Consider the following 24,234-nt stretch of genomic DNA (forward strand, 5'->3'; position numbering starts at 1 on the left):
GGGGTCGAGCATGTCGAGGGCGAGCAGGAAGGTCAGAGCGATGAAGTGCTCCGCAGCGCGCCACGGGTTCTCGCTGTTGACGGCCCCGGCTTCGATGAACGCCTCCATGCGCCGCACGAACAGCTCCTTCGGCGCGTTCCTCATCGAACCGGGGACGCGGCGACCGGCCGGCCACGTGCCGGTGAGCTTCCGGAACAGAACGAAATCGGAGGACGCGAACGCGTCCGTGGCCACGCGACGAGCGAAGGAGAACAGTCCCGGCCGCAGATCGCAGCCTTCCGGCAGCTCTTCCTCGATCGCGGCCCGGACGGTGACCAGGAGCCGCTCCGACACCTGGTCCACGACGGCCAGGTAGATCCGCTCCTTGTCGCCGAAGTGGTCGTACACGGTGCTCTTCGACACCCCGGCGCGGGCCGCGATGGCGTCGACGCTCGTCCGGTCGTAGCCGTCCGCAAGGAAGAGAGCCCGCGCCGCGTCGAGCACGGCGGTGCGCTTCAGCGGTGAGCGTCCTCGCCGGCGCGGCCCTTCGACGACTGTCATCTCTTGTCCTTCCGTGACCTGCTACCTCTTGCTAAATCGAACTGGACGGTGCAGTTTAGTACATGGGCGCCGCCTACCGCTCCCCTCGTGGTGCGCTCGCCGCCAATCCAGGCACCCGCGCTGCCCGGCCGAGCAGCCGACTTGCGGAGAAACGGTGGAACCGGCATGAGTGATCTGGTCCAGTCACCGCGGAGGACCGAGGAACAGGCCCGGCGCGAGGAACTCGCGGCCTTCCTCCGGGCGCGGCGCGAGTCCCTGCAGCCGGAGGACCTCGGCATCCCCCGCCGCGGCCGGCGGCGGGTCAAGGGCCTGCGGCGCCACGAGGTGGCGGACACGGCGGCGGTGAGCGTCACGTGGTACACCTGGCTGGAGCAGGGTCGCGACATCCACACGACGCCGCAGGTCATCGAGGCGCTCGCGCGGGCGCTGCGGCTCGACGACAACGGGCACCGCTACCTGCGCCGGCTCGCAGGGGTCGCGCCCAGGAGCCTCGACCGCGGCCGTCCGGAGGTCGGTGAGAGCCTGGTCGCGCTCGTCGACAGCCTGCTGCCGCACCCGGCGCAGCTGATGCGGCCGGTCACCGACCTCGTGACGTGGAACCGGGCGTACTCCCGGCTGTTCGTCGATCCGTCCACGCTGGACGAGAAGCACCGCAACGGCCTGTGGATCCAGGTCATGTGCCCCGAACTCAGGGAGCGTCTCGTCGACTGGGAGACGGAGACGGAGTCCGCGATCTCGCGGTTCCGGATCGAGGCCGCCAAGTACCCGGGCGACGGGCGGTTCGCGCAGGTGATCGACGGGTTGAACGAGAGCAGCGACTTCTTCCGGAGAACCTGGCGGCGCCACGAGGTGCAAGGCTTCACGGGGCATCTGGAGAGGATCGAGCACCCCGACGTCGGCGCCATACGCGCTCGGGTGGTCCAGCTCCGGCCGCTCGACCACCCCGACCTGCTGGTCATGATCCACATGCTCGAGGATCAGCGGTCACGGGACCGCATGGCCGCGCTGCTCGCCGGCTGACGCGACGAGGGGCGGCACCTGCCCGCCCCACGGTGACGTTCTCAACCGCTGCGATGCACAGGCTGCCAGCGCAGTACGACGACATCACGCTCGTCGTCACCGGCCGCGACGTCCATGAAGCCGACCTCGACGGGCAGTCCGATGGCGAGCCCGGTGCCGTCCTGGGGCCCGTCGACGTAGCCCGGCACCAGAATGTCGTCCTGATCGGCAAGGCGCACCAGGACGACGGCGAAGGGCCCGCCCTCCGCGGCGGGCCGGTGCGTCACCGTCCAGGACGCGACGGTGCCGAGCCCGGAGGCCCGCACCCACGTCCAGTCATCCGAGCCGCAGTCGTTGCAGAAACCCCTGGCCGGCCAGCGCAGCCGGCGACAGGGCACGCACGCCTGCACCAGGAACTCGCGGCGCCGCAACGCCTCCCACCACGGGGCCGAGTCGAGATCGGTCACGAGATGCGGCCGCGCGCTCACGCGGCCCGCTTGAGGATCACGGCACCGGTGAGGCCGCTGTTCACACCGGGCTGCGCCGTCGACAGGGCGACCTCGGCACCCGGCACCTGCCGCTCGCCGCAGTCGCGGCGCAGTTGGAGAACCGCTTCGGCCACATGGTTGAGCCCGTGCACGTAACCCTCCGAAAGATGACCGCCGTGGGTGTTGACGGGCAGGGAACCACCGAGCCGGGTCACACCGTCCCGGATCATGTGGGCGGCCTCCCCGCGCTCGCAGAAGCGATAAGCCTCCAGCTGGAGCGGTACGAGCGGTGTGAACGCGTCGTAGAGCTCGGCGAGATCGATCTCATCGGGTCCCAGTCCGGCGGCGGCGTAGAGCCGTGGGGCCATGGCCGCCGCGCCCGAGACGGTGGGGTCCGGGTGGTGGTTGGAGGCCAGCTGGTTGCCGCCGCCGAAGGCGGTCGCGGTGATGGTGACCGGTGTCCGCCTGAGATCGCGGGCCCGGGCCGTCGATGTCACGACCAGCGCGACGGCGGCATCGGTCTCCGGGCAGCAGTCGAGCAGCCGGAGCGGCTCGGCGATCCACCGGGACCCGAGGTAGTCGTCCATCGTCATCGGCCGCCGCATCATCGCGCGCGGGTTGCGGACGGCGTTGGCGCGCTGCGCGATCGCCACCCGTCCGAGATCCTCGGCCCTTAGGTGGCATTCGTGCATGTACATGCGGGCGAACATCGCGAACTGCTGCGGCGCCGACGCGTGGTCGTACGGCAGCCAGTACTGCGCGTCCCCCGACAGCGCCGGGTTCGTGGCCGCCCCGGCCATCCGCACACCCGAGCGTGCGTTGAGCGCTCGCCAAACGACGACGCAGCGGGCACGTCCGGTCGTGACCGCGGTCGCCGCGGCGTCCAGCGGCGCGATGCAGGAACTACCGCCGCCGAACACGTCCCGCGCGAACCTCAGATCCCGGACGCCGAGTGTCTGTGCCACCAGCGCGGGATCGGCGGAGTCCCCCACGCGGTGGCAGGCGACTCCGTCCACGTCGTGCTGCGAAAGGCCGGCATCGGCGAGCGCGGCCTGGATGGCGCGGACCGCCAGCGTGAGCGTCGTGGCTCCCGAGTTCCTGGAGTACTCGGTGTGACCGACCCCGGCGATTGCCGCGGCGTCTCTTTGTGCGTCGCCGACATCGATTTGCCCCACGGCGGGCACGTTACCGCCGGTCGCCTGGAACAGCGTGGTGTGCTTTTTACTAGTGCTCCGGATACCTGGAAATGGCGTTATGCGTTGGCTGGTGCAATCGCCACCATCCTCGGCCCATGCCTCATCGGTATCGTCCGGAACCATGGAGGACGCATGACGGCGAAAAATGACCGGCCGCCATCTCAGGGGCCACTTGTGGGAATTCGGGTGCTCGACATCGGGCAGCTCGTCGCCGGCCCGATGATCGGCACCTTTCTCGCCGATTGGGGTGCCGATGTCGTGAAGATAGAGCAGCCCGGGATCGGCGACCCGATCCGGAAGCTCGGGTCGCACTCCGGTGCACCGCTGTGGTGGAAGGTCAACGGACGCGGGAAACGCTCGGTCGCGCTGGACCTGCGCACCGACGACGGCCGCGCCGTTCTCCTCCGCCTCGTCAAGGCCGCCGACATCCTCATCGAGAACTTCACGCCGGGCTCGATGGAGCGCTGGGGCCTCGACTACGCATCGCTGCGGACCGAGAACCCCGGCCTGATCATGCTTCGCGTTAGCGGCTTCGGGCAGACCGGGCCCAATCGGACGCACCGGGCGTTCGGCCGGATCGCCCAGTCGTTCAGCGGCTTCTCCTCGATCAACGGCTTTCCCGACCGCCCGCCTGTCCATCCGGGCATACCCGTGGGCGACTACTTCGGTGCCCTGACCGGTACGGCCGCCGTGCTCGCCGCGTATGCGGAGCGTCAGCGATCAGGCGAGGGGCAGGAGATCGATCTCGCGTTGTACGAGGCGTGCTTCCGGGTCATGGAGCTCATGACGGCCACCTACGACCAGGAGGGCACGGTCATCGGCCGCGAGGGCACGTCGAACACCTACGTCGCCCCGGTCGGCACCTGGCTGACCGCCGACGGGAAGTGGTTCTCGCTGACGGCCAGCACCCAACCCGTCGCCGAACGCCTCCTTGAGACCGTGGGCGGTCCCGAAATGGCCTCGGACCCGCGGTTCAGCACGAACTCGGCCCGCGTGAAGCACCGCGCGGAGCTCGACGTCGTCCTCGCCGCATGGGTCGGGCGGCGCTCGACGGAGGAGCTCACGAAGATCTGCGACGACAACGACGTCGCCTACTGCGTCGAGTACGACATCGCAGACATCTTCGCGGACGAGCACTACCGGGCCAGGGGCACGATCGAAGCGGTCGACGACCCCGAGTACGGGCCGATGCGCATGCCGGCCGTCGTGCCGCGGTTCGGACGGACGCCTGGCGCGATCCGCTGGACCGGCGAGGAACTCGACGCCAGCCGCGACGAAGTGCTGCACGACCCGGCCTGGGGGACGCCGCAGCCATGACCGATATCGCCCGGCTGATGGGGGACGACGCCGCCGCGGCGGATGCCCGGGTCGTGCGCGCCGAGGTGCGGCGCCTCGCGCTCGCGACCGGGCTCCCCTCCTTCACGCTGCCCGACGGGAGGCGCACCCCGTCCGACCTGCCGGTCCTGCTCGTCCGGGTGACCGACGACGACGGTGTGCAGGGCCATTCGCTGCTGTGGGTCCAGCGCGACCGGCAGGCGCCCCTCCTTGAGGCCGGCCTTCGCTATCTGGCCGACCTCGTCGAACAGCGCTCGCTGAAGGACGCCCCGGGGCTTCTCGGCTCGATGCGCCGGGCGACGGCGTTCGTCGGCGCCGGCGGCGTGGCCGCCTTCGGTGTCTCGGGCCTGCAGATGGCGATCGAGGACCTCCTGTGCCGCCGTCGCGGCGCCAGCCTGAGCGAGGTGCTCGGCCGGCGACGCGACCACGTCCGCGTCTACCAGACCGGGCTCATGCTGCACTCTCCAGTGGAGGAACTCCTGGCGGAGGCCGCCGGGATGTACGGCCGGGGCGTCCGCGCCATGAAGATGATGGTCGGCAAGCCGGACATCGGGGAGGACGTCGAACGGCTGGAGGCGGTCAAGCGGTCCCTGCCCGGCGACGTCACGCTGATGGTCGACGCCCTCCAGCGCTGGACCGTGCCGGACGCCCTCCGCGCGTCGGAGCGATTCGCTCATCTCGAGCTGGCATGGATCGAAGATCCGATAGCGCAGGACGACCTCGACGGGTACCGCGAGCTGGCTCGCAGCTCCGCGGTTCCGGTCGCCACCGGGGAGACCTGCTTCTCGATGCGGGAACTCCGGGCGCTCCTTGAGGCGGGGATTCCCTACATCGTCGGCGAACTCGAACGCGTGGGAGGCATGGGTGCCTGGATCCATGCCGCCGAGATCGTCCACGATTCCGGCGCGACGATGCTCCCCCACCTCTATCCGCACGTCTCGGCACAGATACTGGCGACGCTTCCCCAGCACGAGGTCTGGCTGGAGTACGTCCCCTGGTTCGACGCGCTGGTGGATCAGGGCTTGCACCTCGACGACGGCCGGCTCCCGATCAGCTCGGCCCCGGGCTCCGGGTTCACCCCGTCACCCGAGGCAGTCGAGCGTCTCGCCTGCGGCCCCTGGCGTCGCCTCACCGGATAGGCGGCTCTGGCCGGCCATCCTCTCGACCGGCCATCCGCACAGCTCGGCGAAGCGCGCGGTGCTGACGTTGCCACCCGAGACGACCACGCCGATCGACCCGCGCGGGTCCGTGACGCGGCCCGCGAGCAGGGCCGCCAGGCCGGTGGCGCCGCTCGGCTCGACGACGATCTTCAGGCGTTCGAAGGCGAAGCGCATGGCCTCGCGGATCTCGTCATCGGTGACCAGCGCGATGGCCTCGACGAGGCGCCGGTTGACGGGAAAGGTCAGCTCGCCCGGAGTGGGCAGGGCCTGGCCGTCGGCGATCGTGCGCGGCACGTCGATGGTGACGCGCCGGCCGGCCTCCAGGGAGCGCTTGGTGTCGTCGCCGGCCTCCGGCTCGACACCGATCATGCGGATGCCCGGGTGCAGACCCGTGGCCGCGGTGGCGCTGCCGGCCATGAGCCCGCCACCGCCGACCGGCACGACCAGCATGTCCAGCCGCCCGGTGTCCCGCAGAAGTTCGAGGGCCGCGGTGCCCTGGCCGGCGATCACATCCGGATGGTCGTAGGGCGGGATGAGGGTCAGGCCGCGCTCGGCGGCCAGCGCCGCGCCGATCGCCGCCCGGTCACCGGTGTAACGGTCGTAGGTGACGATCTCGGCGCCGTACCCGGCGGTCGCCTCCCTCTTCGAGCGCGGGGCGTCCTCGGGCATGAGGATCACCGCGGCGGTCCCCAGTTCCCTGGCCGCCAGGGCGACGGCCTGCGCGTGGTTGCCGGAGGAGTAGGCCGCCAGGCCCTTGGTCAGCCGCTCACGGGGCAGGCGCGCGGCGGCGTTGTAGGCACCGCGGAACTTGAACGCGCCCACACGCTGAAAGTTCTCGCACTTCAGGAACACCTCGGCGCCCACCAGCCGGTCCAGGGTCCGTGAGCGCAGCACGGGGGTGCGATGTGCGACTCCCTCGATCCGGGCCGCGGCGTCGTGGACGTCGTCGAGGGTGACCGGCGGGGTGGACGTCATCGTGTTCCTTCTCTTGTGGTCAGTGGCCGGTGGTCAGTGGCCATCGGCGGTGTTCCCGCCGATGCCGGGCGCTTCCCGCACGCGTGCCAGCGCCTCGATCTCCACCACGGCGCCGTACGGCAGTGCGGCGACCCCGACGCAGCTGCGCGCCGGGCGGGGCTCGGTGAAGAAGTCCTGGTAGACGGCGTTGAGCCGGGAACGGTCGGCGATGTCGGTCAGGTACGCGACCACCATGACCACATCGTTCCGGGACGCCCCGGCCGACCCCAGGGCGGCATCGAGGTTGGCGAACGCCCGCGCGCACTCCGTGTCGAACCCGCCCGGCACCAGGCGGCCGGACGCGTCGACCCCGAGCCTGCCGGACACCGCGACGAGGTCGCCGCTGCGGAACGCCACCGAGTACGGATGCTCATCGACATGCCCGGTGCCGGACCGCTCGGTCTCTGACCGCATTCCGTGTTCCTCCTCCGTCGAGACGGCTGCCTGCGAGGGACCTAGCCGGATCGGGCCGCGCGCACCGAAGACGGTGTCGAGGCGGGCGCATCCACGACACGCCGCATGCGCACCAGGATGACGGCCAGCACCGCGGCGGCCAGGAAGGCGCCGAGCCCGACGGCGATGTAGCTCACCACGCCCGTGGCCGAGTTCTCCGTCGATCCGCCGACGACCACGTTGGTGGACTTGAGCACGGCCGATCCCACGAAGTTCATGGCCACGGAGCCGATCGCGATCATGACCATGACCAGGCTTGACACACTGCCCTGCCGCTCGGCGGGCGCCAGGCTGCCGGCCATGTTGAAGCCCGAGGTCACCAGCGCTCCAGCAGTGAGCCCCAGCACGAAGGCGAACACGACCGCGACATAGAGCTGGGAGATTCCGAAGAACATCCCGAGAGTCCCCACCAGGCCGAGCCCCGCTCCGGCGGCCAGTGTCGAGGCCGGACTGATCCGCGCCGCGAGGGCTCCGGCGAGCGGCCCCCCGATCATGATTCCGAGCGATGGTGCGGCGAACAGCAAGGCGATGGGGCCCTGCTCGGCGATCCCGTACCCGAGTCCCTGATCCAGCGAGACGTCCCGGATGATGCCGACGAGCTGAAGCATGCTCTGATACGAACCGGTTCCGAGGACGACCACGAGAAGGGTGACGACCAGTGGCCTGCCGAGCTTCCTGACGTTGACCAGGGGCTCGGGGATCCGGCCCGATTGCCGGAACCATGTGGCCAGGACCCCGGTGCCGACGGCGAGGAGAGCGAGCGGGCCGAAGGCGAACCAGCCGAAGTCGGGCCCGAGGCTGACATAGCTGAGCACCATCGCCAAGCCTCCACCGAGGAGAACGGCCCCGGTGACGTCAAGCCTGCTCGGCGTCTTCATCTGGGATTCGGGCAGGAGGGTGCGCACGCAGATCGCCATGGCGAACGCGACCGCCGCCGACAGGACGAACACGCTTCTGAAGCCGTACGCGTCCGCCATCAGCACGAACATGACGGGGGTGACGATGCCGAGGACCGCGGAGCCGGACGTCACGATGCCGACGACGGTCATCCCGATGCGGGGTTCGCAGATGTCGCGGATGAGCGCGACCGCCAGGAAGAAGGACGCCACGGCCGCTCCCTGCAGCAGGCGCCCGAAGATGAACACCCAGATGTTGGGGGCGAAGAGGCACACGAGGGCGCCGGCGCAGGCGGCCAGCAACGTACCTCCGAGGATCTTCCGCTTCCCATGGATGTCGGCGGCCTTTCCGAGTAGCGGCGCCCACATCGCTCCGGCCAGCATCGCGCTGGCATTGAGCCAGGCCGCCTCATCGGTGCCGAAGTGATCGAGCATGTCCGACAGGACGATCAGCGGTCCCGCGATGACCGTGTCCACCATGGCGTTCACCATGATCAGGACCGCTACCTGGCCCGCGAGCCGCTTACTCCATCGCGTTCGCCGCCCGCCGCCGATCGGTTCGGGGCCGGCGCTGCCGGCGCTGCTGCCTCGCATGAGGCACTCCTTTCCCAACGCGTATGCGGGCGGGGTCGCATGGGAGGCGCCGTCCTGCGGGAGAGCGCCGGTGTGGAGCCGTAGGAAGCCGGATGACGTGGCGGGTTCCAAAGGGGGCTTGGTCAGTAGGGTCTGACCTGGTTGCCGATCGACCGGAACGGAGCGAGGTGATTGATGACGTCCATCTCCTGGGCGGCCGGCATCCGGGCCGCGATGTATCCGTCGGTCCTGACGAGAATGAGCTCGCCCGGGTAGGGGTCGTAGATCCGCCGGAATTCGCCTGCGACGTCCACGATGGGGCTGCCCGGTGCGGATCCGATGCGGTGCACGTGCATGTGGGTCGGTTTCGCGTTGTCGAAGACGACCGGATCGGCGTGCTCGAAGGCGATCAGGGACCAGTGCGGTCCGCGCATGAGGTCGAAGAGGTCGCCACTGAACCCGGCACCTTCCAGGCCGCCGGCGTTCGGAGCCCGGTCGCCGGCCACCGGGCCGGACGCGCGCCGCTCGCCACCGCGGTAGGTGATCGGGCCTGTGCGGTAGTGGATCCCCAGTCCGGTGGTCAGCGACCCGTCGGAGATCTGGCCGAGCGCCGAGCCCAGCCCGTCCTCGCTGCCGCGGCCCGCCTGCTCCATCGTCCTGGTCATCTTCTCCGTGCTCAATTCCAGGACGGTGCGTGCGACGGGAAGCCGTTCGGCGGTGTAGGTGTCCAGCAGGCTCTGCCGGGCGCCGGCGAGGACGCTGGTGAGTTTCCAGCCGAGGTTGTAGGCGTCCTGGATGCCGGTGTTCATGCCCTGGCCGCCGGCGGGGGAATGTACATGGGCGGCGTCACCGGCGAGCAGAACGCGACCCTTGCGGTAGTCCTCCACCACGCGGGCGTTGACCTGGTAGACCGACAGCCACGCCGCACCGCCCAGCGCCACGGCGCCCTTGCCGACGCGTTCGTCGAACAATCGCTGGTAGAACTCCAGTGACGGGGTTCCCGGCTCGTCGTCCTCCAGGATCGGGCTCTGGAACTGCCACAGGTCGCTGCCGGGCAGCGGGGTGAGACCGAGCATGCCGCGTTCGGACGGCCAGATGTGCATGTGGGAGCGGTCGAGGCCCGGCACGGTGACGTCTCCGAGGTACCAGCGCTGCCGCTCGTAGGTCCTGCCGACCAGCTGCAGCCCGATGGACCTGCGGGTGCTGCTCTTACCGCCGTCCGCCCCCACGACGTAGCGGGCGCGGACGGTCTGGTCTCCGGTCGTCGTCCGCAGCGTGACGGTGACGCCGTCGTCGTCCTGTTCGACACCGACCGCCTCGGTGCCGAACTCCACCCGGCCGCCGAGCTCTTCGAGCCGTTGCCGCAGCGCGTACTCGATGTCGAACTGGCCGATCCACCGCGAATCTGGATACGGCGTGGAGTACGACTGGTCCGCCCGGTCCGAGATCGGCGGTTTGTCCACGACCGCGCCCGACGGTTCGTGGAATCGCACAGGAAGCCAGACGACCCCGCGGCGCAGCACGTGGTCGACCGCTCCGAGGTCGTCGAGCACCTCCAGGGAGCGGGGCTTGATGGTCTTGGCCTTGGAAGCGCGGTTCGGTACCGGGTCCCGCTCGACGACGCGGTGGGCGACTCCGCGACGGGCGAGGTCACATGCCAGGGTCAGGCCGGTGGGCCCGGCTCCGATGATGAGGACGTCGGTGTTCGGCACGTCGGTCATGAGGACCTTCTCGAAAGATGCGAGGCAACGGACGGCGCGGGGGCGATCGCCCCTGCTTCGGGCGGGGGCCCGGGCCGATGGTCAACGGTGTCGACCGCGGGCGGTGTGAGCTTGCGGACGACCCCCTGCTGGGCGACCACGACGATCTTCTCCGGCTCGGCCAGCAGCCCGATGTCCCGCAGCGGGTCACCCGCGCAGACGACGAGATCGGCGAGCATGCCCGGACGCAGGGCGCCCAGCCGGTCTTCGACCCCCAGCAGGCGGGCGCTGTTCGACGTCGCGGCGCGGATGGCGTCCATCGGGCTCATGCCGAGCTCCACGAGGTGCCGCAGCTCGGCGAGATTCCCTCCGTGCGCGCTGATGCCCGCATCGGTTCCCGCGGCGATGTTCACCTGCCGCTCGATGGCCGCCGCGATGTTCTCCTTGGTGATCTCGTTCCAGCGCCGCTTCTTCTCGTAGGCCCAGGGCGGCATCCTGCTCCGGTCCAGCGGCCGGAAGACGGTCGCCAGAGTCGGCACGAGGAACGCGCCGTGCTCGCCGAGCAGATCGCACCCCTGGTCGTCGATGCCGAAGCCGTGCTCGACCGAGCGGACGCCGCCGCGGATCGCCGCGAGGACGCCGGCCCGGCCCTGGGCGTGCGCGGCGACCGGGCGGCCGCGGTGCCGGCGTGCTTCGTCGACGGCCGCGGCGATCTCCTCTTCGAGCAGGTCCTCGTCGTCGGGATCGTCCCCCGCGCTGTTCATCCCCCCGGTCGTGCAGATCTTGATGACGTCGGCGCCGGCGCGCAGCATCCGGCGCACCGCCTTCCGCACCTCTGGCACGTCGTCGGCGAGCGCGCAGAAATCGAAGCCGAGATCCATTCCCCCGGGCAGCGTGGTGTCCGCGTGCCCGCCCGTGTGGCTGATGATCCCGACGGACACCTGCAACCGCGGGCCCTGGACGAGCCCGGAGGCGACGGCGTGCCGGAACCCCGCCGGAAGCGCCCCGAGGTCGCGTGCGGAAGTGACACCGGAGTCCAGGGTTCGCCGCAGCCGGTCGGCCGTCTGCAGCATGCGCAGGACGGGATCGGTCATCAGCGCCTCTTCCACCACGGACCGGTCCGAGGACATGCCGAGATGCACATGGCAGTCGAAGAAGCCCGGAAGGAGCGTTCCACCCCGGCCGTCGATGGTCCGGACTCCGCGCGGCGCCGGCGGCGCATGGCTCGCCGGGCCGGCGTAGACGATCACGCCGTCGGCGTCCGCGTCCAGCACGGCATCGGGCACGGCCCTGGAACCGACACCGTCGATGAGCCGGACGTTGTGCACCCGCAGGGACGCCTTGCCCTCGATTTCCATGTGAAGTCCTGTTCCGGCCGTCTCTTGTTCTGGCTGCCGTCACGCTACGGCCACCGCGCGAACAGGCTCCGAAATTGCATGTTCTCTTCGATGAGGCAGCCGTCCTGCACGAAAACAGCCATCGTGCGACGTGCGGGTGGAGACAGGTGGCCGGCGGACGCCGCGGTGCCGGCCACCGGATCACCCGCCGTCAGGTGGCGAAGACCTGGGAGTCGTCGGCGAACGCCTTGAACTCCAACGCGTTGCCCGCGGGGTCGAGCAGGAACATCGTCCACTGCTCACCGGGCCGTCCCTCGAACCGCACGTGCGGCTCGATGACGAACTCGACGCCCGCCGCGCGCAGCCGATCGGCGAGCCGCCGGAACTCCGGGATCGTCAGGATCAGGCCGAAATGCGGCACCGGGACGTCGTGGCCGTCCACCGGGTTGTGGACGCGCTGCGAGCGGCCCGGGGCCAGGTGCGTGACGAACTGGTGGCCGTTCAGGTTCCAGTCCACCCACGTGTCGGCACTGCGCCCCTGCTCCAGGCCCAGCACCTCCCCGTAGAAGCGGCGCGCGGCGGGGAGGTCGTCGACCGGCATCGCCAGGTGGAATCGCGGGATCGGAGACTTCGGGACGCTCATGGATATCGACCACCTTTCGCAGAGGGGCGGATGGCGCACTGTTCGGCCTCGCCCCGACCATATAAATTACGGTTGTCCGGTGGATGGGCCGGAAAATCGCATGTTTCCTTCCGTGGCGCCGCGTCCACTGCACAGAAAGGGCCATCGGATCATGGGGACCTCGGCCTTCGACGAACTCGACATCGCCATCGTGGACGCCATCCGATTCGCTCCGCGCGCGAACTGGCGGGACCTGGCGCCGGTCCTCGGCGTGGACCCGGCGACCGTCAGCCGACGCTGGTCGCGTATGCAGTCCGAAGGAGTCGCCTGGGTCACCGCCCACCTGTCGGGCAACGCGACGCCTTCGTGCGCCCTGGTGGAGATCGACTGCACGCCGGGGCGCTCCACCGAGGTGGCGGCCGTCCTCGCCGAGGACGTGGAGGCGGCCACCGTCAAACTGACGTCCGGTGCGCGGGACGTCCTGATACTCGCGCAATCGCCCGACCTCGACGCCTTGTCCGGATACCTCCTCGACCGCGTGGGGCATGTCCCGGGTGTCACGAACGTGCGCAGCCACATCGTGACGCGGTCGGCCCTTGAGGCCAGCCGGTGGCGTGAGGGCGCGCTGAACCCGGAACAGCGTCACCGCCTGCGCACCGACACCGGAGCCCGCCCCGATCACGGCGCGGTCCTGCAGGCCCACGACCGCCGCATCGCCCGCGCCCTCGGCGCCGACGGGCGGATGTCGTTCGAGCGGCTCGCCGAACACGTCGGGCTCGGCCCCGTCGCGGTCCGGCGCCGGCTGGCGCGCCTGATGGAGGCCAGGCTCATCACCTTCCGCTGTGACACCTCCCGCCACCTCTCGAAACGTGCCGTTACCGCGGTCTACTTCGGCTCACTCGACGTCCACGACCTGGAGAGCGCCGAGGGAAAGATCGGCATGCTGCCGGGGGTCCGGGCGTGCAATCTCGTGGCAGGGCCCTACAACGTCATCGTCGACGCGTGGCTGCGGTCGACGGCGGAAGCCCACGACCTCGAACGGAGGATGAGCCGGGTACTGCCCGCCCTGCGGATCCAGGACCGCTCGGTGGCACTGCGCGTGGTCAAAATCCTCGGTCGCATTCTCGACGCGGAGGACAGATCGATACGGTCCGTACCGCTCCTGGTCGACGACTAACGGCTTCCCACTGGTCATGGAACGCATCGGCATCGAGAGTCAGGCGTGCAGGGGAAGCAGGACGCGGAAGGTCGCGCCGGCGCCCGGAGCCGTCCGGATCTCGACGTGACCACCGTGGGCGCGGACGAGCGAGTCGACGATGGCCAGCCCCAGACCCGCACCCCCACCTCCGCCGGCTCGCGCGCGGGCCTCGTCCGCCCTGTAGAAGCGGTCGAATGCCCGCTCGGCCTGTTCCCGGGTCATGCCGGGGCCCTCATCACGGAATTCGAGAACCGCGAAACCGTCCTCGGTCCCGATGCCGATGCGGACCGGGGTGCCGGACGGGGTGTGCGCGACGGCGTTGCCGACGAGGTTGGCGGTGACCTGCCGGAGCCTGGCCTCGTCACCGAGGACCGGTGCCGCGGCGGGCGGTCCGCCACCGGGTGCGGTGAGGGAGACCGGGCGCCCCGGGTCGAGGGCGCGCAGGTCGTGGAGCGCGTCGGCGGCGAGCGTGCGCAGGTCCATGGGGGTGAGCTGCAGCGTCTGCGCCGCGGCGGCGCCGTCCTCGTCGAGGCGGGCGAGGAGCAGGAGTTCCTCTACCAGGTCGACCATTCGCGCGGCTTCGCGCTCGATACGGCTCATCGAGGCGTCGACGTCGGCGCGCTCGGGCATGCCGCCCATCCGGTACAGCTCGGTGAAGCCTTTGATACCGGAGAGCGGTGTGCGCAGTTCGTGACTGACGTCGGCGATGAAGCGGCGCATGCGCTGCGCGGAGTCGGCACGGGCGGCGTCGCCCGCCTCGATCCGGTCGAGCATGCCGTTGAGCGACGTGGACAGCCGGCCGAGCTCGGTGCGGGGGGCGGCCAGCTCCGGGACCCGGCTGGAGAGATCTCCGGAGGCGATCGCGGCCGCGGTGGTCTCGATCCGGCGCAGCGGCTTCAGTCCGGCCCTCACCGCGAACCATCCGGCGAAGCTCAGCGATATCAGGACCAGGGCGTCGATGAGGAGCACCCGGCCGGTGAGCCGCCCCATGGCGTCGTCGACCTCACCGAGTGAGCCGGCCACCAGCACGCTGCCTCCCCGGCCTCCGCCTCCGTCCGCCGCGGTCGGCACGGCGATGGCCCGCCACTCCCCGCCGCCGTCCGCGGCATGGGCGGTGAAAGGTTCGCCGCCGCGCTCGACGACCGCTGCGGCGTCGAGGCGGGGCAGCTCATCCGGGGGCTCCGCGGCGGGCCGGATGACGCGCTCGATCCGGCCGCCGGGGCCGAGGTAGGCGACGTAGACGTTCCGGGTCCCCTGCTGTTCCACGGTGTCACCCCGCGGGACGTCCTCGCTGACCGCGTCCGGCAGATCGGGCAGGCGTGCGGTCGCGGTGGCGATGCCGCGGATCCGCTGGTCCAACTGCGCGACGAGGCCGCGCTGGAACTGGTCGATGACCAGGCCGGTGCTGCCGAGCAACGCGGTGACCAGCAGCAGCAGAGTTATCGACAGCAGCCGGCCGCGCAGTGAGAGCCCCCGGCTGCGACGGGCGCCGGTGCCGCTCACCGCGGCGGCCTGCGCAGCACGTAGCCGATGCCTCGCACCGTATGGATCAGCTTGGGCTCAGCGGAGTCGATCTTGCGTCGCAGATAGCTGACGTAGGAGGCGACGATGCTGTCATCTCCCCCGAAGTCGTAGTGCCACACCAGGTCGAGCAACTGTTCCTTGGACAGCACCTGCCCCACGTGTTCCATCAGCACGCTCAGCAGGTTGAACTCGGTGGGTGAGAGCGGGATCGCCCGGCCGCCGCGCGTCACCTGATGGCTCTCGGGGTCCAGCGTGAGGTCACCGACGACCAGCCGGCCGCCCGGCTGCTTGCCGCTGGTACGACGCAGGATGGCCCTGATGCGAAGGATCAGTTCCTCCAGGTCGAAGGGCTTGGTGACGTAGTCGTCACCTCCGGCCGTCAGCCCGCTGATCCGGTCCTTGGCGGCGTCCAGTGCGGTGAGGAACAGGACCGGCGGCGGGCCGGCCGGCGGCGGCCCCTCCCCGGCCAGTCGCCGTGCGACCTCGAAGCCGTCGAAGTCCGGCAGCATCACGTCGAGGACGATCAGGTCGGGTCGCTCCTGCCGCACCGCGGCCAGCGCCTCCGAACCGGTCGTGACAGGTGTCACGGTGAAGCCGGCCAACCGCAGGCTCGCCGAGAGCAGTTCGCGCAGCGTGTCGTCGTCCTCCACCACCAGGAGGTGTTCTGTCATGGCCGTTCCATCCTGCCCGTCTTCCCTGAACTGCGGAGGCTGTCTATGCCACTTCGTGCCTCGGCCTTGTTCCTTCGGCCCTCATCGCCTGCTTCACCCAGTGGACGCCGTTCCTACGCGTCCCGCTTGCGGAAGGTAACGAACGCGATGGTCAGTAGAACCGCGACGCACCCGGCCATCACGCCAAGCCCGGGCCACGGATCCAGCAGGGCCGGGTCACGGTAGCCGGTCGTGATCTGTCCCCCGGCGGAGGGCGGCCAGTACTTCGCCGTCCAGTCCGAGAGCCGGCCCGGAAGCGCCGGACCGAACGCCGGCATGATCAGCAACGCCGCGAAGAGGGTGGTCACCGTCGCCGTGGTGCTGCGGATCAGCGTTCCCAAGGCAAGCCCCAGAAGCCCGGCGAGCGCCAGGAAGAGAGCACCGCCGAGGATGGCCCGCCATACTCCAGGGTCCGACAGCGCCAGATGCGGGACGCCCGCACCCTTGAGCGCCGCCTGGCCGGCGAGGAACCCGGTGAAGGTGGTCAGCAGCCCGGCCAGGAATGCGATCACAGCGAACACGGCGGCCTTGGCCGCGAGTACCCGGCTCCGGTGGGGGACGGCGGTCAGCGTGCTGACGATGGTCCGGCTGCCGTGTTCGGCGGTGATGACCAGGCCGCCCAGGAGCGCGATGGTGACCTGGGCCAGCATGTACCCCTTCAGGCTGAGGGCCAGGGGGTCGAAGGTGAGCTTGTCCGCGGCCGGCATCGAGGCGTACTCGTCCCCGGCGGACGAGCCGTTGAGCGCTGCCAGCCCTGCTCCGAGGACCAGTGTGCCGAGGACGACGTACAGGGTCGAGCGCATCGTGCGGATCTTGATCCACTCGGCGTGGAGGGAATGCCGGAGCGTCACCCTGCCCGCCGGTCGCCGGGGCGGTGCCTCCACCGTCCCCGAGCGACGGGTCCGAGTGCGAATGTCGGTGGCGCTCTTGCTCATCGAACGGCTTCCTTGTCGGAGGAGTACTCGATGCTGTCCCGGGTCAGGTCCATGAAGGCATGCTCAAGGGATGTCTGCCTGAGGGTCAGCTCGTGCAGCTCGACGCCTGCGGTCGCCGCCAGCGCGCCGATTCCGGCGGAGTCGAGTCCGGTCACGGCCAGGCCGTCCGCGCCATGAGCCCGCACGGTGGCGCCCACCGCCGTGAGCCGGTGACCGAGCACATCCGCGTGCGGGCTGCGCACGACCACCTCCCGGTCGGAGTGCGAGGCGATGAACTCGGCCATGCTGGTGTCGGCGATCAGCCGCCCCCGGCCGACGACGATCAGGTGATCGACGGTGAGTTCGATCTCGCTCATCAGATGGCTGGACATCATCACGGCCCTCCCCTCGGCGGCCATGCGCCGCATGAGCTTGCGGATCCAGACGATGCCCTCGGGGTCGAGTCCGTTGAGCGGCTCATCGAGCACGAGCACCGGCGGGTCCCCGAGGAGGGCGGCCGCGATACCGAGCCGCTGCTTCATCCCGAGCGAATACGTCCCGGCCGCTCGCCGCGCCACACCTGTCAGTCCCACCTCGTCCAGGACCGTGTCGACGCGGCGACGCGTGAGCCCGTTACTGGCCGCGAGTGCCAGCAGGTGGTGGTAGGCGCTGCGGCTGGGCAGGACCGCCCCGGCGTCCAGCAGTGCGCCGACGGCCTTCAGCGGCGCGGGCTGAGCGGCGACCGGCCGCCCGCCGACCGTGGCCGTGCCGGAGGTGGGGGCGTCCAGGCCCAGAATCATGCGCATGGTCGTCGACTTCCCGGCGCCGTTCGGCCCGAGGAAGCCGGTGACCTCCCCGGGACGGACGGTGAAAGTCAGGTCCTCAACGGCCGACACCTCGCCGTAGCGCTTGGTGAGCCCGCGAACCTCGATCATCGGATCCTCCAGGATGGGTGTGCTGCGAAGTGCGCACCGTCGAGGTGCGGCCGAGACCAAGGTTGGCCGGGGTCTCTGGGAGCAGGTGGGCGAACATGTGAGCCGTATGTGAGAGCCGGCCCACAGGATGCTGGAAATACCCAGTTCAGGGCACGGTCACTGTCGTGAAGGCGCTCTTCCGGCGATGAGACTCACAAACAACTCACAAACCCGCGGACCGCCCTTGCCCGGGCCTACCAGACGAAGCTTCGCCGGGGAGTTCACCGCCGGGCGGCCACTCCCGGCCGGAAGCAGGCTGTTGATAGGTGCTTTGAGCCGTTCGGCGAGTTGGTGAGAGTTGATCAGGCGGCCGGGCGGCCGCCATTGCGGGCCGGTACTGCATGCTCAGCAGTGGATCAGGCCCAAGACAACGTCGAAGTAGGAGCCGGCATCGGTGACTACTACGATCGACGCCTCCGCCGCCCCGCCGTCGGCAGCGCCGTGAGCGGGCGTATCGGCACAAGGGGAGATTGCTCGGCGGGGCCGCTCATCTCCATCAATGCCGTCGGGTGTCGAAGAGGCCGGCTTGGTGGGCTCGGGAGGCGGCCTCGGTGCGGGTGGCGACGCCGAGTTTGGTGAGGATTCTGGTCACATGGGTGGCGACGGTGTTGGTGGTGATGAACAGGTCCTCGGCGATCTGGGGGTTGGATCGGCCGCGGGCGAGTAGGCGCAGCACGTCCAGTTCGCGGGGGGTGAGGTCGAAGACATTGCGCGCTGGGGCCGTGGCCGCGTCGCCGAGGCGGCCACGGTCGATGAGGTCGTTGATGCGCGCGAGTAGCGGTTCGGCGCCCAGATCGGTGGCGATGGCGTGTGCTTCGCGAAGTCGGGAGCGGGCGCCGGGCCGGTTGTTGGTGGCCAGGGCGGTGCTTGCGGCGTCGGTCAGGACGGCCGCGGTCTCGTAGCGGTTTCCGAGGTCGCGCCAGGCCGCGGCGGCCCGGCCCCACGCGGGCAGGCCGGCGGAGGTGGCGGTCGCGTGGAAGGTGACGCGGTAGGCGGTGAGCGTCGGGGTGGCGGATTGCACGCCGGCGACCATGCGGTCGAGGTCTGCGAGTCGTTCGGTGGTCTGGTGGGCGACCTGCCGGTTTCGTGGGGCTGAGGTCCGCCGGGCACGCTGGACGCGGGCCCCGAGGACGGCGAGCCGCAGCAGGTGGTGTGGGGGCCAGGCGGGTGGCGGTGTCAGGTACTCGCCGAGGATGCGGTCGGCCAGGCCCGGGTCACCCTGGTCGAGTGCCCAGGCGATCCGCTGCAGGGCCAGTGCGGCTTTGGCCTCGGTCGCTCCGAGCGTGTGCCGGGCGAACTCGGTCAGCTGACGCAGCAGCGTCTCGAACCGGCCGGTCTCGCCACGGCAGCGTGCGATGTCGGCGGCCGCCAGCCACAGGTACGCGGCATACAGCGGCGGCGGGTCTTCGGTGAGGGCGTCCTGGACGACCACGAGGGCCTCATCCCATCGGCCCAGGAACGTCAGCGGGGAAGCGCGTGCCGCGGCGAGCATGCTGCCGCGGGATCGGGCCTGGCCGAGCCGTTCGGCGGCCTGCTGTCCGGCGTGGGCCATATCGGCCGCCTGCGCGTACCGGCCGGAGGCCTCGATGACATCCGCCTCCCATTGGAAGGTGGTCAGGAAGGTGTGCTCGTCCCCGACCGCCTCGGCGATACGGCGCGCCTCACCGAAGGTGCTCCTGGCCGATTCCAGTTCCCCGGCCGCACCGTCAAGCTGGGCCACGACCAGCAGGGCCGGTGCTCGCAGGCGGTCGTCGTCGAGCCGCTCGGCGAGGCGCAGCGCCTCGTCCGCGTGGTGCCGGACCTTGTCGGGGTGATGCGCCACGACGCCCACGAAACCCAGGGCGGACAGCAGCCGGCTGCGCAGCGCGTCGGAGGCATCCGACCCGCCTGGTGGCACAAGCGTGATCGCGCGCTCCAGGTCGGAGGCTCCGCCGCCGTCGGTGCGGTTCTGCATGCGGCCACGCAGGCCGAGCAGCCTGGCCACGCGGTGCGGATCCACCGCCGCGTCGAGCAGGTCCAACGCCGCGGTGCAGTGGGCGATGCCGACAGCGGACTTGCCCGCCGCGAAGGCCGCGGCGGCCGCCTGCTCCAACACCGCCGCACGGTCGGCGCCGATGAGATGCGACGGGTCGGCGACCTGAGTCCACCGCGCGAGAACCAGGTCGAGTAGGTGAAGCTGTTCGTCGTAGGCGTTCTGGCGGCCGGCGCGCTCGGCGGCCCGCCATGCGACCGGCAACGCGCGCGCGAACTCCCCAGCGGCCGCCCAATGCTCTGCCAGTGCGGCACCGTCGGGTGCGCGAGAAGCGAGTGCGCCGGCGTACCGGGCGTGCATGCGCCGCTGCCTGGTCGGCAGCAGCGAGGCGTACACCGCCTCCCGGATCAGGTCGTGTCGGACCGCGTACCCCGCTTGTCCGGCTACCACGAGTTCTCGCCCGACCAGGTCGTTCAGGACCGTCGCCAGCGATTCCTCGGGCATCGTGGTGATCTCGTGCAGGAGCTCGTCGGTCAGTTCGGCGCCGGCGACCGCCAAGCTCTCCATCACCTCGAGTGCAGGGCCGGGCAGGCCGCTGATCCGATCGAGCAGCAGGGTTTTCAGGTCGTCGGCCGCCGCCTCATCGGCGTCGCGCAGCACCTCGACGAACAGCGGGTTACCGCCGCTGCGCCGGTGGATCCGGGCGCTCCTGGACGGGTCCGGCGGCCGCCCGTCGAGGGCGGCGAGAAACTCGGCCACATGCTCGTGCTCCAGCGGCTCCAGAGCCAGGCGCACCACGTCACCGCCGCGGCCCAGTTCAGCGAGCAGCCGCCGGTTCGGGTGGCCCGCGGCAAGCTCACCGGTACGGACGGTGCCGATCAGCAGAACGGCACAGCCGGCCAGATTGCGGGCCAGATAGGCGAACAGCTCCCGGCTGGAGGCGTCAGCCCAGTGCAGGTCCTCGACCACCAGGACGACCGGCGCTGCCTCCGACACCCGGCTGATCAACGCCAGCATCTCCTCCAGCAGCCGGGTCCGCCCGTATCGCCGCGGCGCCGGACCGAGCTCCGGCAGCCAGTCACCGAGCGCGGATCCCGCCGGCGCCAGCAGAGCCCTCACTCGATCGGGACCAAGCCGGCGGACGAGTTCGCGCACGACGGCGACGAACGGCACGTACGGAGCGCCCTCCGCGCCAAGCTCCAGGCAGCCTCCGGCCAGGACCAGCGGCGCGCCGGGAAGGTCACGCGTCACGGCGGCGACCAGCCGGGACTTGCCGATCCCCGCCTCACCGGAGACCAGCACCGTGACCGGCCGACGCGTCCGAGCCCGCTCGTAGGCCGCCAGGATCGCGGTGCGCTGCGTCTCCCGGCCGACCAGGGCCGGACCAGCGGCCGACCCGACCGTCACCATCCCCCTCCCAAGCCCGGACTCGATCTCATCAGGTCTGACGACGACAGCATGCCATCCTGGGGGGCAACCTGGTTCAGCCATCCCGAACAAGCGAGCGTGCCGCCCGCCGAGCTCTGCCCCGGCGCGGCGGTCGCCGATCTGGGCAGTTGCCGCACTCCAAGACATGAGCACGGGTCCCGACTTCGACCGGACCCGTGGAACGGAAGGAACCACCGTGCCGAAGAGCACTGAACCGCAACGCAAGGTCATAGCCGACGCTGTCGTATCGATTGATGGATACACCAGTACGGGACCCGATGACGACATGAGCTGGGCCATGGAGCACATTACGAGTGACCAGAGCGAGATCCTCTACGAGGGGATTTGGCGTGGCGTGAGTACCGCGATCGTGGGCCGGACCAACTGGGAAGGCTTCACATCCGTATGGCCCGGCCTGACCAGCGACCCGAACAGTTCGGCCCGAACTCGTGATCTAGGCAACTGGCTCGCCGCCGTCGAGAAGGTGGTCTTCTCCAGGACGCTCCAGCAGGCGGATCTGGAGAAGACCGAGTGGACCAATGCCCGGATCTCCCGGAATCTCGAAGCAGAGGTACGGTCACTCAAGGCCGCGCCGGGTCGCGACATTCTCGTCCTGAACAGCGCCAGCATCATTCAGGCGCTACTCAAGGCAGACCTGATCGACGAGCTCCATATGACCGTGGTCCCAGCAACCCTCGGCGCGGGAGTACGCCTCCTTCCCGACGGCTTCGCATCGAGATGGGAACTCGCCCACGCCACCACCATCCCCGCGACAGGCGCTGTCGCTCTGTGCTACCGGCGACCATGAGCTGATGTTGGGCGACCTCCGCGTGAGGCTGTAGAGCACACGGTTCCGAGGGCCCCGGCGCAGCAATGCGCCGGGGCGACCCGGTGAGAAGAGGAGTACAGCACCCGCCGTCACTCCAGGAGCCCGTACACCGGTGACATGGGATCCGGCGTCGAACGGGACATCGCGGAGGCCAAGACCGCCGTGGCGCGGGGCTGAACAAGCACAGGAGCATCCTCACCCATCGAGCAACGGGACATGCACTCCCCCGGACGTCGCGGATAGTTCAGGTACGCGATCTCCACACGGACCGCCTCTCCGCCGAGCACCTGGCTCCGGCTATGGCGACGTTCACCAGGAAGGCCGAGCCCCACCAGAAATGCTCCAGCAGCCAGTCGCCCACGATCGGCCCAGGCCACCGCTCCGATCCCGGCCGTATCCCCCAGGTCGCTATCGCCCGCTCTTGCTGGACGGGTCGGTGCAGACGTTGACCAGGATCGACAAGGTGACCGGGAACACCAGCGTGCTGCCGAGGCCCATGGCGGCGCGCAGGGCGATCAACTGGCCGGGCGCGTCGGCCAGCGACGCCATCAGCGAGGCCAGGGCGATGATGGCCAGCCCAGGGTGGGCATGCCCTTCCGGCCGTAGCGTTCCCCGAGGTTACCGCCGACCAGCAGGAAGCCGGCGAACGCCACCACGCAGGCGTCGATGATCCATTGCAACTGGCCGGTGGAGGCGCCAGGTCGGCTCGGGTCGAGGGCGGCGCGATGTTGAGGACGGTGGTCTCCATGACACTCAGCAGGACCGGAAGACCTAGCACGGCCAGGACGGTCCATCGTCGTGGGCTCGGCATCGAGCCGGCCTCAGCGGTGCCTGTCAGGGGAACGGTCATGCAGGTCCGCTCCGCTCGGTGAGCCGCTGGTATTGCTCGTTGCTGAGCTTGATGGCGGCCGCGTGCGCGTTCTCCTGCAGGCGGTGCGGCGTCGCGGTGCCGGGGATGGGGAGCATCACCGGGGAGTGTTGAAGCAGCCAGGCCAGCGCGATCTGGGCGGTGGTGTGGTCGGCGAGCCCTTCGATGTGGGTGAAGGTGCCGAAGGTGGAAAGGTCTCCGCTGCCGAGCGGTCCCCAGGGGATGAAGGCGATGCCCTGCTGCTCGCAGTGGCCCAGGACGTGGTCCCAGTGCCGGGTCGCGAGGTTGTAGTGATTCTGCACCGAGACGATCTCGACGATCTCGCGGGCCGCCTGGATGTCGGCGATGTCGACCTCCGACAGGCCGATATGACGGATCTTCCCGGCTTCCTGCAGCTCTTTGACCGCGCCCAGGGTGTCGGCCAGCGGCACCCGCGGGTCGATCCGGTGCAGCTGGTAGAGGTCCAGGCAGTCCACGCCGAGCCGGCGCAAGCTGGTCTCGACGCCCTGGCGAATGAACTCCGGCAGGCCCACCGCCTCCCACTGGCCTGGCCCGGGCCGGACGCCGCCGCCCTTGGTGGCGACCACGATTCCGTCATAGGGGTGCAGGGCGTCCCTGATCAGTTCCTCGTTGGTGAACGGCCCGTAGGCCTCGGCCGTGTCGATGAAGTCCATCCCGAGCTCGACCGCGCGGCGCAGAACCGCGATCGCGCCGTCGCGGTCGGCGGGGTCGCCCCAGGTCCCGGGACCGGTCAACCGGATGGCGCCGTAGCCGAGGCGATGCACACGCAGGTCCCCGAGCTCGATGGTGCCGCTCAGATGCGCGGGGCGCTGGAGAGGGTGAGTGGTCGTCTGCCGGTGGTTCATGCGTCATAGGCTGACCTCTCAAGCCAACTTGAGCGCAACCCTGGAGACGCCGGTGAGTGACGAGCTGTACTCGATCACTGAGGTCGCGCGCGCGTTCGGTGTCCGCGTCTCGGCCCTGCGCTACTACGAGGAACGCGGCCTGCTGCGCCCGACCTGCCGGCGGGCCAGAGTCCGCTACTACGACCGCGCGGCGCTCCGCTCGCTGGCGCTGCTGCAGCTGTGGCATGTCGACGGGATGATGAGCCTGGACGACACCACGACGCTCATGACAGCGCCGGACCCGGCCCGCTGGCGAGACACCCTCGCCACCCGCGCCGACGACCTCGAACAGCAGATCAAACACCTGCGCGCGGCCAAGGACGCCCTGGACCACTTCCTGAGCTGCACCAGCGAAGACCCCGCAACCTGCCCGGTCGTCGAGGAGATCCTCAGCCACCGAATCGACCGGGCCCTGAACGGCCTGCCGGACTAACCCCCGCCGGGACGGCTCATATCCCCCCTCCGCCAGCGAGAAGAGCGGGGGCGTCCGCCCGCGGAGGCCATGAGTTCGCGGTCGACGACCCGGGCGCCGTCGAACTCCGAGCAGAAGCCCCTCGTCGGTCTTGGTCATACACCTCGACTACCGGCGAGGGCGCCTG

22 protein-coding genes are annotated in these 24,234 nt (G+C 70.2%); 6 read left to right on the forward strand and 16 right to left on the reverse strand.

Going from position 1 to position 24,234, the window contains the following annotated elements; all coding sequences use genetic code 11:
• Window positions 1-540: TetR/AcrR family transcriptional regulator (locus tag E1264_RS11275; protein WP_132172396.1), on the reverse strand; the 540-nt coding region annotated here is incomplete at its 3' end.
• A gap of 165 nt (window positions 541-705) precedes the next feature.
• On the opposite strand from E1264_RS11275, the gene E1264_RS11280 reads away from it, so the two are divergent.
• Complete coding sequence (locus tag E1264_RS11280) at window positions 706-1,560, forward strand: helix-turn-helix transcriptional regulator (RefSeq protein ID WP_132172398.1); 855 nt, start codon at window positions 706-708, stop codon at window positions 1,558-1,560.
• Between the two features lie 41 nt (window positions 1,561-1,601).
• Here E1264_RS11280 and E1264_RS11285 read toward each other — a convergent pair whose 3' ends face one another.
• Together E1264_RS11285 and E1264_RS11290 are read right to left on the reverse strand one after the other, a co-directional pair.
• Window positions 1,602-2,027 (reverse strand): OB-fold domain-containing protein, encoded by a 426-nt coding sequence (locus E1264_RS11285; protein ID WP_132172400.1) that lies wholly within the window; start codon window positions 2,025-2,027, stop codon window positions 1,602-1,604.
• Entirely contained in the window at window positions 2,024-3,202 is a 1,179-nt protein-coding gene (locus E1264_RS11290) for an acetyl-CoA acetyltransferase (protein ID WP_243710869.1), read from the reverse strand. The genes E1264_RS11285 and E1264_RS11290 overlap by 4 nt, the downstream gene beginning before the upstream one ends.
• Between E1264_RS11290 and E1264_RS11295 the strand changes: the two genes are divergently transcribed.
• On the forward strand, window positions 3,140-4,540 hold the full coding sequence (locus tag E1264_RS11295) for a CoA transferase (RefSeq protein WP_132172402.1): 1,401 nt from the start codon (window positions 3,140-3,142) through the stop codon (window positions 4,538-4,540). The two genes, E1264_RS11290 and E1264_RS11295, sit on opposite strands and share 63 nt — an antisense overlap.
• Window positions 4,537-5,697 (forward strand): mandelate racemase/muconate lactonizing enzyme family protein, encoded by a 1,161-nt coding sequence (locus E1264_RS11300; RefSeq protein WP_132172404.1) that lies wholly within the window; start codon window positions 4,537-4,539, stop codon window positions 5,695-5,697. Before E1264_RS11295 ends, E1264_RS11300 begins: the two co-directional genes overlap by 4 nt.
• Here E1264_RS11300 and E1264_RS11305 read toward each other — a convergent pair.
• The 6 genes from E1264_RS11305 to E1264_RS11330 all read right to left on the reverse strand — a co-directional run bounded on the left by E1264_RS11305 (window position 5,641) and on the right by E1264_RS11330 (window position 12,334).
• Entirely contained in the window at window positions 5,641-6,693 is a 1,053-nt protein-coding gene (locus tag E1264_RS11305) for a pyridoxal-phosphate dependent enzyme (RefSeq protein ID WP_132172406.1), read from the reverse strand. The two genes, E1264_RS11300 and E1264_RS11305, sit on opposite strands and share 57 nt — an antisense overlap.
• A 33-nt stretch (window positions 6,694-6,726) precedes the next feature.
• Window positions 6,727-7,146, reverse strand: a complete 420-nt coding sequence (locus E1264_RS11310) for a Rid family hydrolase (RefSeq protein WP_132172408.1) — start codon at window positions 7,144-7,146, stop codon at window positions 6,727-6,729.
• A gap of 41 nt (window positions 7,147-7,187) precedes the next feature.
• Window positions 7,188-8,675 (reverse strand): MFS transporter, encoded by a 1,488-nt coding sequence (locus E1264_RS11315; protein WP_207935855.1) that lies wholly within the window; start codon window positions 8,673-8,675, stop codon window positions 7,188-7,190.
• Window positions 8,676-8,797: 122 nt separating this feature from the next.
• Window positions 8,798-10,375, reverse strand: coding sequence for an FAD-dependent monooxygenase (locus E1264_RS11320; RefSeq protein WP_207935856.1), 1,578 nt, complete (start codon window positions 10,373-10,375; stop codon window positions 8,798-8,800).
• Complete coding sequence (locus E1264_RS11325; protein ID WP_132172410.1) at window positions 10,372-11,712, reverse strand: amidohydrolase family protein; 1,341 nt, start codon at window positions 11,710-11,712, stop codon at window positions 10,372-10,374. Before E1264_RS11325 ends, E1264_RS11320 begins: the two co-directional genes overlap by 4 nt.
• 190 nt (window positions 11,713-11,902) lie before the next feature.
• Complete coding sequence (locus E1264_RS11330) at window positions 11,903-12,334, reverse strand: VOC family protein (protein WP_132172412.1); 432 nt, start codon at window positions 12,332-12,334, stop codon at window positions 11,903-11,905.
• On the opposite strand from E1264_RS11330, the gene E1264_RS11335 reads away from it, so the two are divergent.
• Entirely contained in the window at window positions 12,333-13,490 is a 1,158-nt protein-coding gene (locus tag E1264_RS11335; RefSeq protein ID WP_132172414.1) for an Lrp/AsnC family transcriptional regulator, read from the forward strand. The two genes, E1264_RS11330 and E1264_RS11335, sit on opposite strands and share 2 nt — an antisense overlap.
• A gap of 39 nt (window positions 13,491-13,529) precedes the next feature.
• Here E1264_RS11335 and E1264_RS11340 read toward each other — a convergent pair whose 3' ends face one another.
• The 5 genes from E1264_RS11340 to E1264_RS11360 form a co-directional block, all read right to left on the reverse strand.
• On the reverse strand, window positions 13,530-15,014 hold the full coding sequence (locus E1264_RS11340; protein ID WP_132172416.1) for a HAMP domain-containing sensor histidine kinase: 1,485 nt from the start codon (window positions 15,012-15,014) through the stop codon (window positions 13,530-13,532).
• Entirely contained in the window at window positions 15,011-15,706 is a 696-nt protein-coding gene (locus E1264_RS11345) for a response regulator transcription factor (RefSeq protein ID WP_132172418.1), read from the reverse strand. Before E1264_RS11345 ends, E1264_RS11340 begins: the two co-directional genes overlap by 4 nt.
• Window positions 15,707-15,819: 113 nt before the next feature.
• Window positions 15,820-16,680 carry an ABC transporter permease gene (locus E1264_RS11350; protein ID WP_132172420.1) on the reverse strand — a complete coding sequence of 287 codons (861 nt, stop codon included), beginning with the start codon at window positions 16,678-16,680 and terminating at the stop codon, window positions 15,820-15,822.
• Window positions 16,677-17,594 (reverse strand): ATP-binding cassette domain-containing protein, encoded by a 918-nt coding sequence (locus E1264_RS11355; protein WP_132172422.1) that lies wholly within the window; start codon window positions 17,592-17,594, stop codon window positions 16,677-16,679. The genes E1264_RS11350 and E1264_RS11355 overlap by 4 nt, the downstream gene beginning before the upstream one ends.
• A 535-nt stretch (window positions 17,595-18,129) precedes the next feature.
• Complete coding sequence (locus tag E1264_RS11360) at window positions 18,130-21,015, reverse strand: helix-turn-helix transcriptional regulator (RefSeq protein WP_165964125.1); 2,886 nt, start codon at window positions 21,013-21,015, stop codon at window positions 18,130-18,132.
• Between the two features lie 214 nt (window positions 21,016-21,229).
• Here E1264_RS11360 and E1264_RS11365 point away from each other — a divergent pair, with 214 nt between their 5' ends.
• Complete coding sequence (locus E1264_RS11365; RefSeq protein ID WP_243710870.1) at window positions 21,230-21,841, forward strand: dihydrofolate reductase family protein; 612 nt, start codon at window positions 21,230-21,232, stop codon at window positions 21,839-21,841.
• Window positions 21,842-22,270: 429 nt separating this feature from the next.
• Here the strand turns inward: E1264_RS11365 and E1264_RS43285 are convergent, their stop codons facing one another.
• Both E1264_RS43285 and E1264_RS11370 read right to left on the reverse strand, forming a co-directional pair.
• Complete coding sequence (locus E1264_RS43285) at window positions 22,271-22,411, reverse strand: hypothetical protein (RefSeq protein ID WP_165964126.1); 141 nt, start codon at window positions 22,409-22,411, stop codon at window positions 22,271-22,273.
• 297 nt (window positions 22,412-22,708) lie between these two features.
• Complete coding sequence (locus tag E1264_RS11370) at window positions 22,709-23,596, reverse strand: aldo/keto reductase (RefSeq protein ID WP_132172428.1); 888 nt, start codon at window positions 23,594-23,596, stop codon at window positions 22,709-22,711.
• A 52-nt stretch (window positions 23,597-23,648) separates the two neighbouring features.
• Between E1264_RS11370 and E1264_RS11375 the strand changes: the two genes are divergently transcribed.
• Window positions 23,649-24,068 (forward strand): MerR family transcriptional regulator, encoded by a 420-nt coding sequence (locus E1264_RS11375; RefSeq protein WP_165964127.1) that lies wholly within the window; start codon window positions 23,649-23,651, stop codon window positions 24,066-24,068.
• Window positions 24,069-24,234: the final 166 nt, after the last annotated feature.

The sequence above is a fragment of the Actinomadura sp. KC216 genome (genome assembly GCF_004348535.1).
Taxonomy (GTDB): Bacteria; Actinomycetota; Actinomycetes; order Streptosporangiales; family Streptosporangiaceae; genus Spirillospora.

Excerpts from the sequence above, each read along its gene's own strand:
- E1264_RS11355 (WP_132172422.1), bottom strand. The coding sequence starts at position 17,594 with ATGATCGAGGTTCGCGGGCTCACCAAGCGCTACGGCGAGGTGTCGGCC.
- E1264_RS11330 (WP_132172412.1), bottom strand. The coding sequence starts at position 12,334 with ATGAGCGTCCCGAAGTCTCCGATCCCGCGATTCCACCTGGCGATGCCG.
- E1264_RS11280 (WP_132172398.1), top strand. The coding sequence starts at position 706 with ATGAGTGATCTGGTCCAGTCACCGCGGAGGACCGAGGAACAGGCCCGG.
- E1264_RS11320 (WP_207935856.1), bottom strand. The coding sequence starts at position 10,375 with ATGACCGACGTGCCGAACACCGACGTCCTCATCATCGGAGCCGGGCCC.
- E1264_RS11360 (WP_165964125.1), bottom strand. The coding sequence starts at position 21,015 with ATGGTGACGGTCGGGTCGGCCGCTGGTCCGGCCCTGGTCGGCCGGGAG.
- E1264_RS11370 (WP_132172428.1), bottom strand. The coding sequence starts at position 23,596 with ATGAACCACCGGCAGACGACCACTCACCCTCTCCAGCGCCCCGCGCAT.
- E1264_RS11350 (WP_132172420.1), bottom strand. The coding sequence starts at position 16,680 with ATGAGCAAGAGCGCCACCGACATTCGCACTCGGACCCGTCGCTCGGGG.
- E1264_RS11305 (WP_132172406.1), bottom strand. The coding sequence starts at position 6,693 with ATGACGTCCACCCCGCCGGTCACCCTCGACGACGTCCACGACGCCGCG.
- E1264_RS11300 (WP_132172404.1), top strand. The coding sequence starts at position 4,537 with ATGACCGATATCGCCCGGCTGATGGGGGACGACGCCGCCGCGGCGGAT.
- E1264_RS11335 (WP_132172414.1), top strand. The coding sequence starts at position 12,333 with ATGGATATCGACCACCTTTCGCAGAGGGGCGGATGGCGCACTGTTCGG.
- E1264_RS11325 (WP_132172410.1), bottom strand. The coding sequence starts at position 11,712 with ATGGAAATCGAGGGCAAGGCGTCCCTGCGGGTGCACAACGTCCGGCTC.
- E1264_RS11345 (WP_132172418.1), bottom strand. The coding sequence starts at position 15,706 with ATGACAGAACACCTCCTGGTGGTGGAGGACGACGACACGCTGCGCGAA.
- E1264_RS11315 (WP_207935855.1), bottom strand. The coding sequence starts at position 8,675 with ATGCGAGGCAGCAGCGCCGGCAGCGCCGGCCCCGAACCGATCGGCGGC.
- E1264_RS43285 (WP_165964126.1), bottom strand. The coding sequence starts at position 22,411 with ATGGCGTCGCTGGCCGACGCGCCCGGCCAGTTGATCGCCCTGCGCGCC.
- E1264_RS11310 (WP_132172408.1), bottom strand. The coding sequence starts at position 7,146 with ATGCGGTCAGAGACCGAGCGGTCCGGCACCGGGCATGTCGATGAGCAT.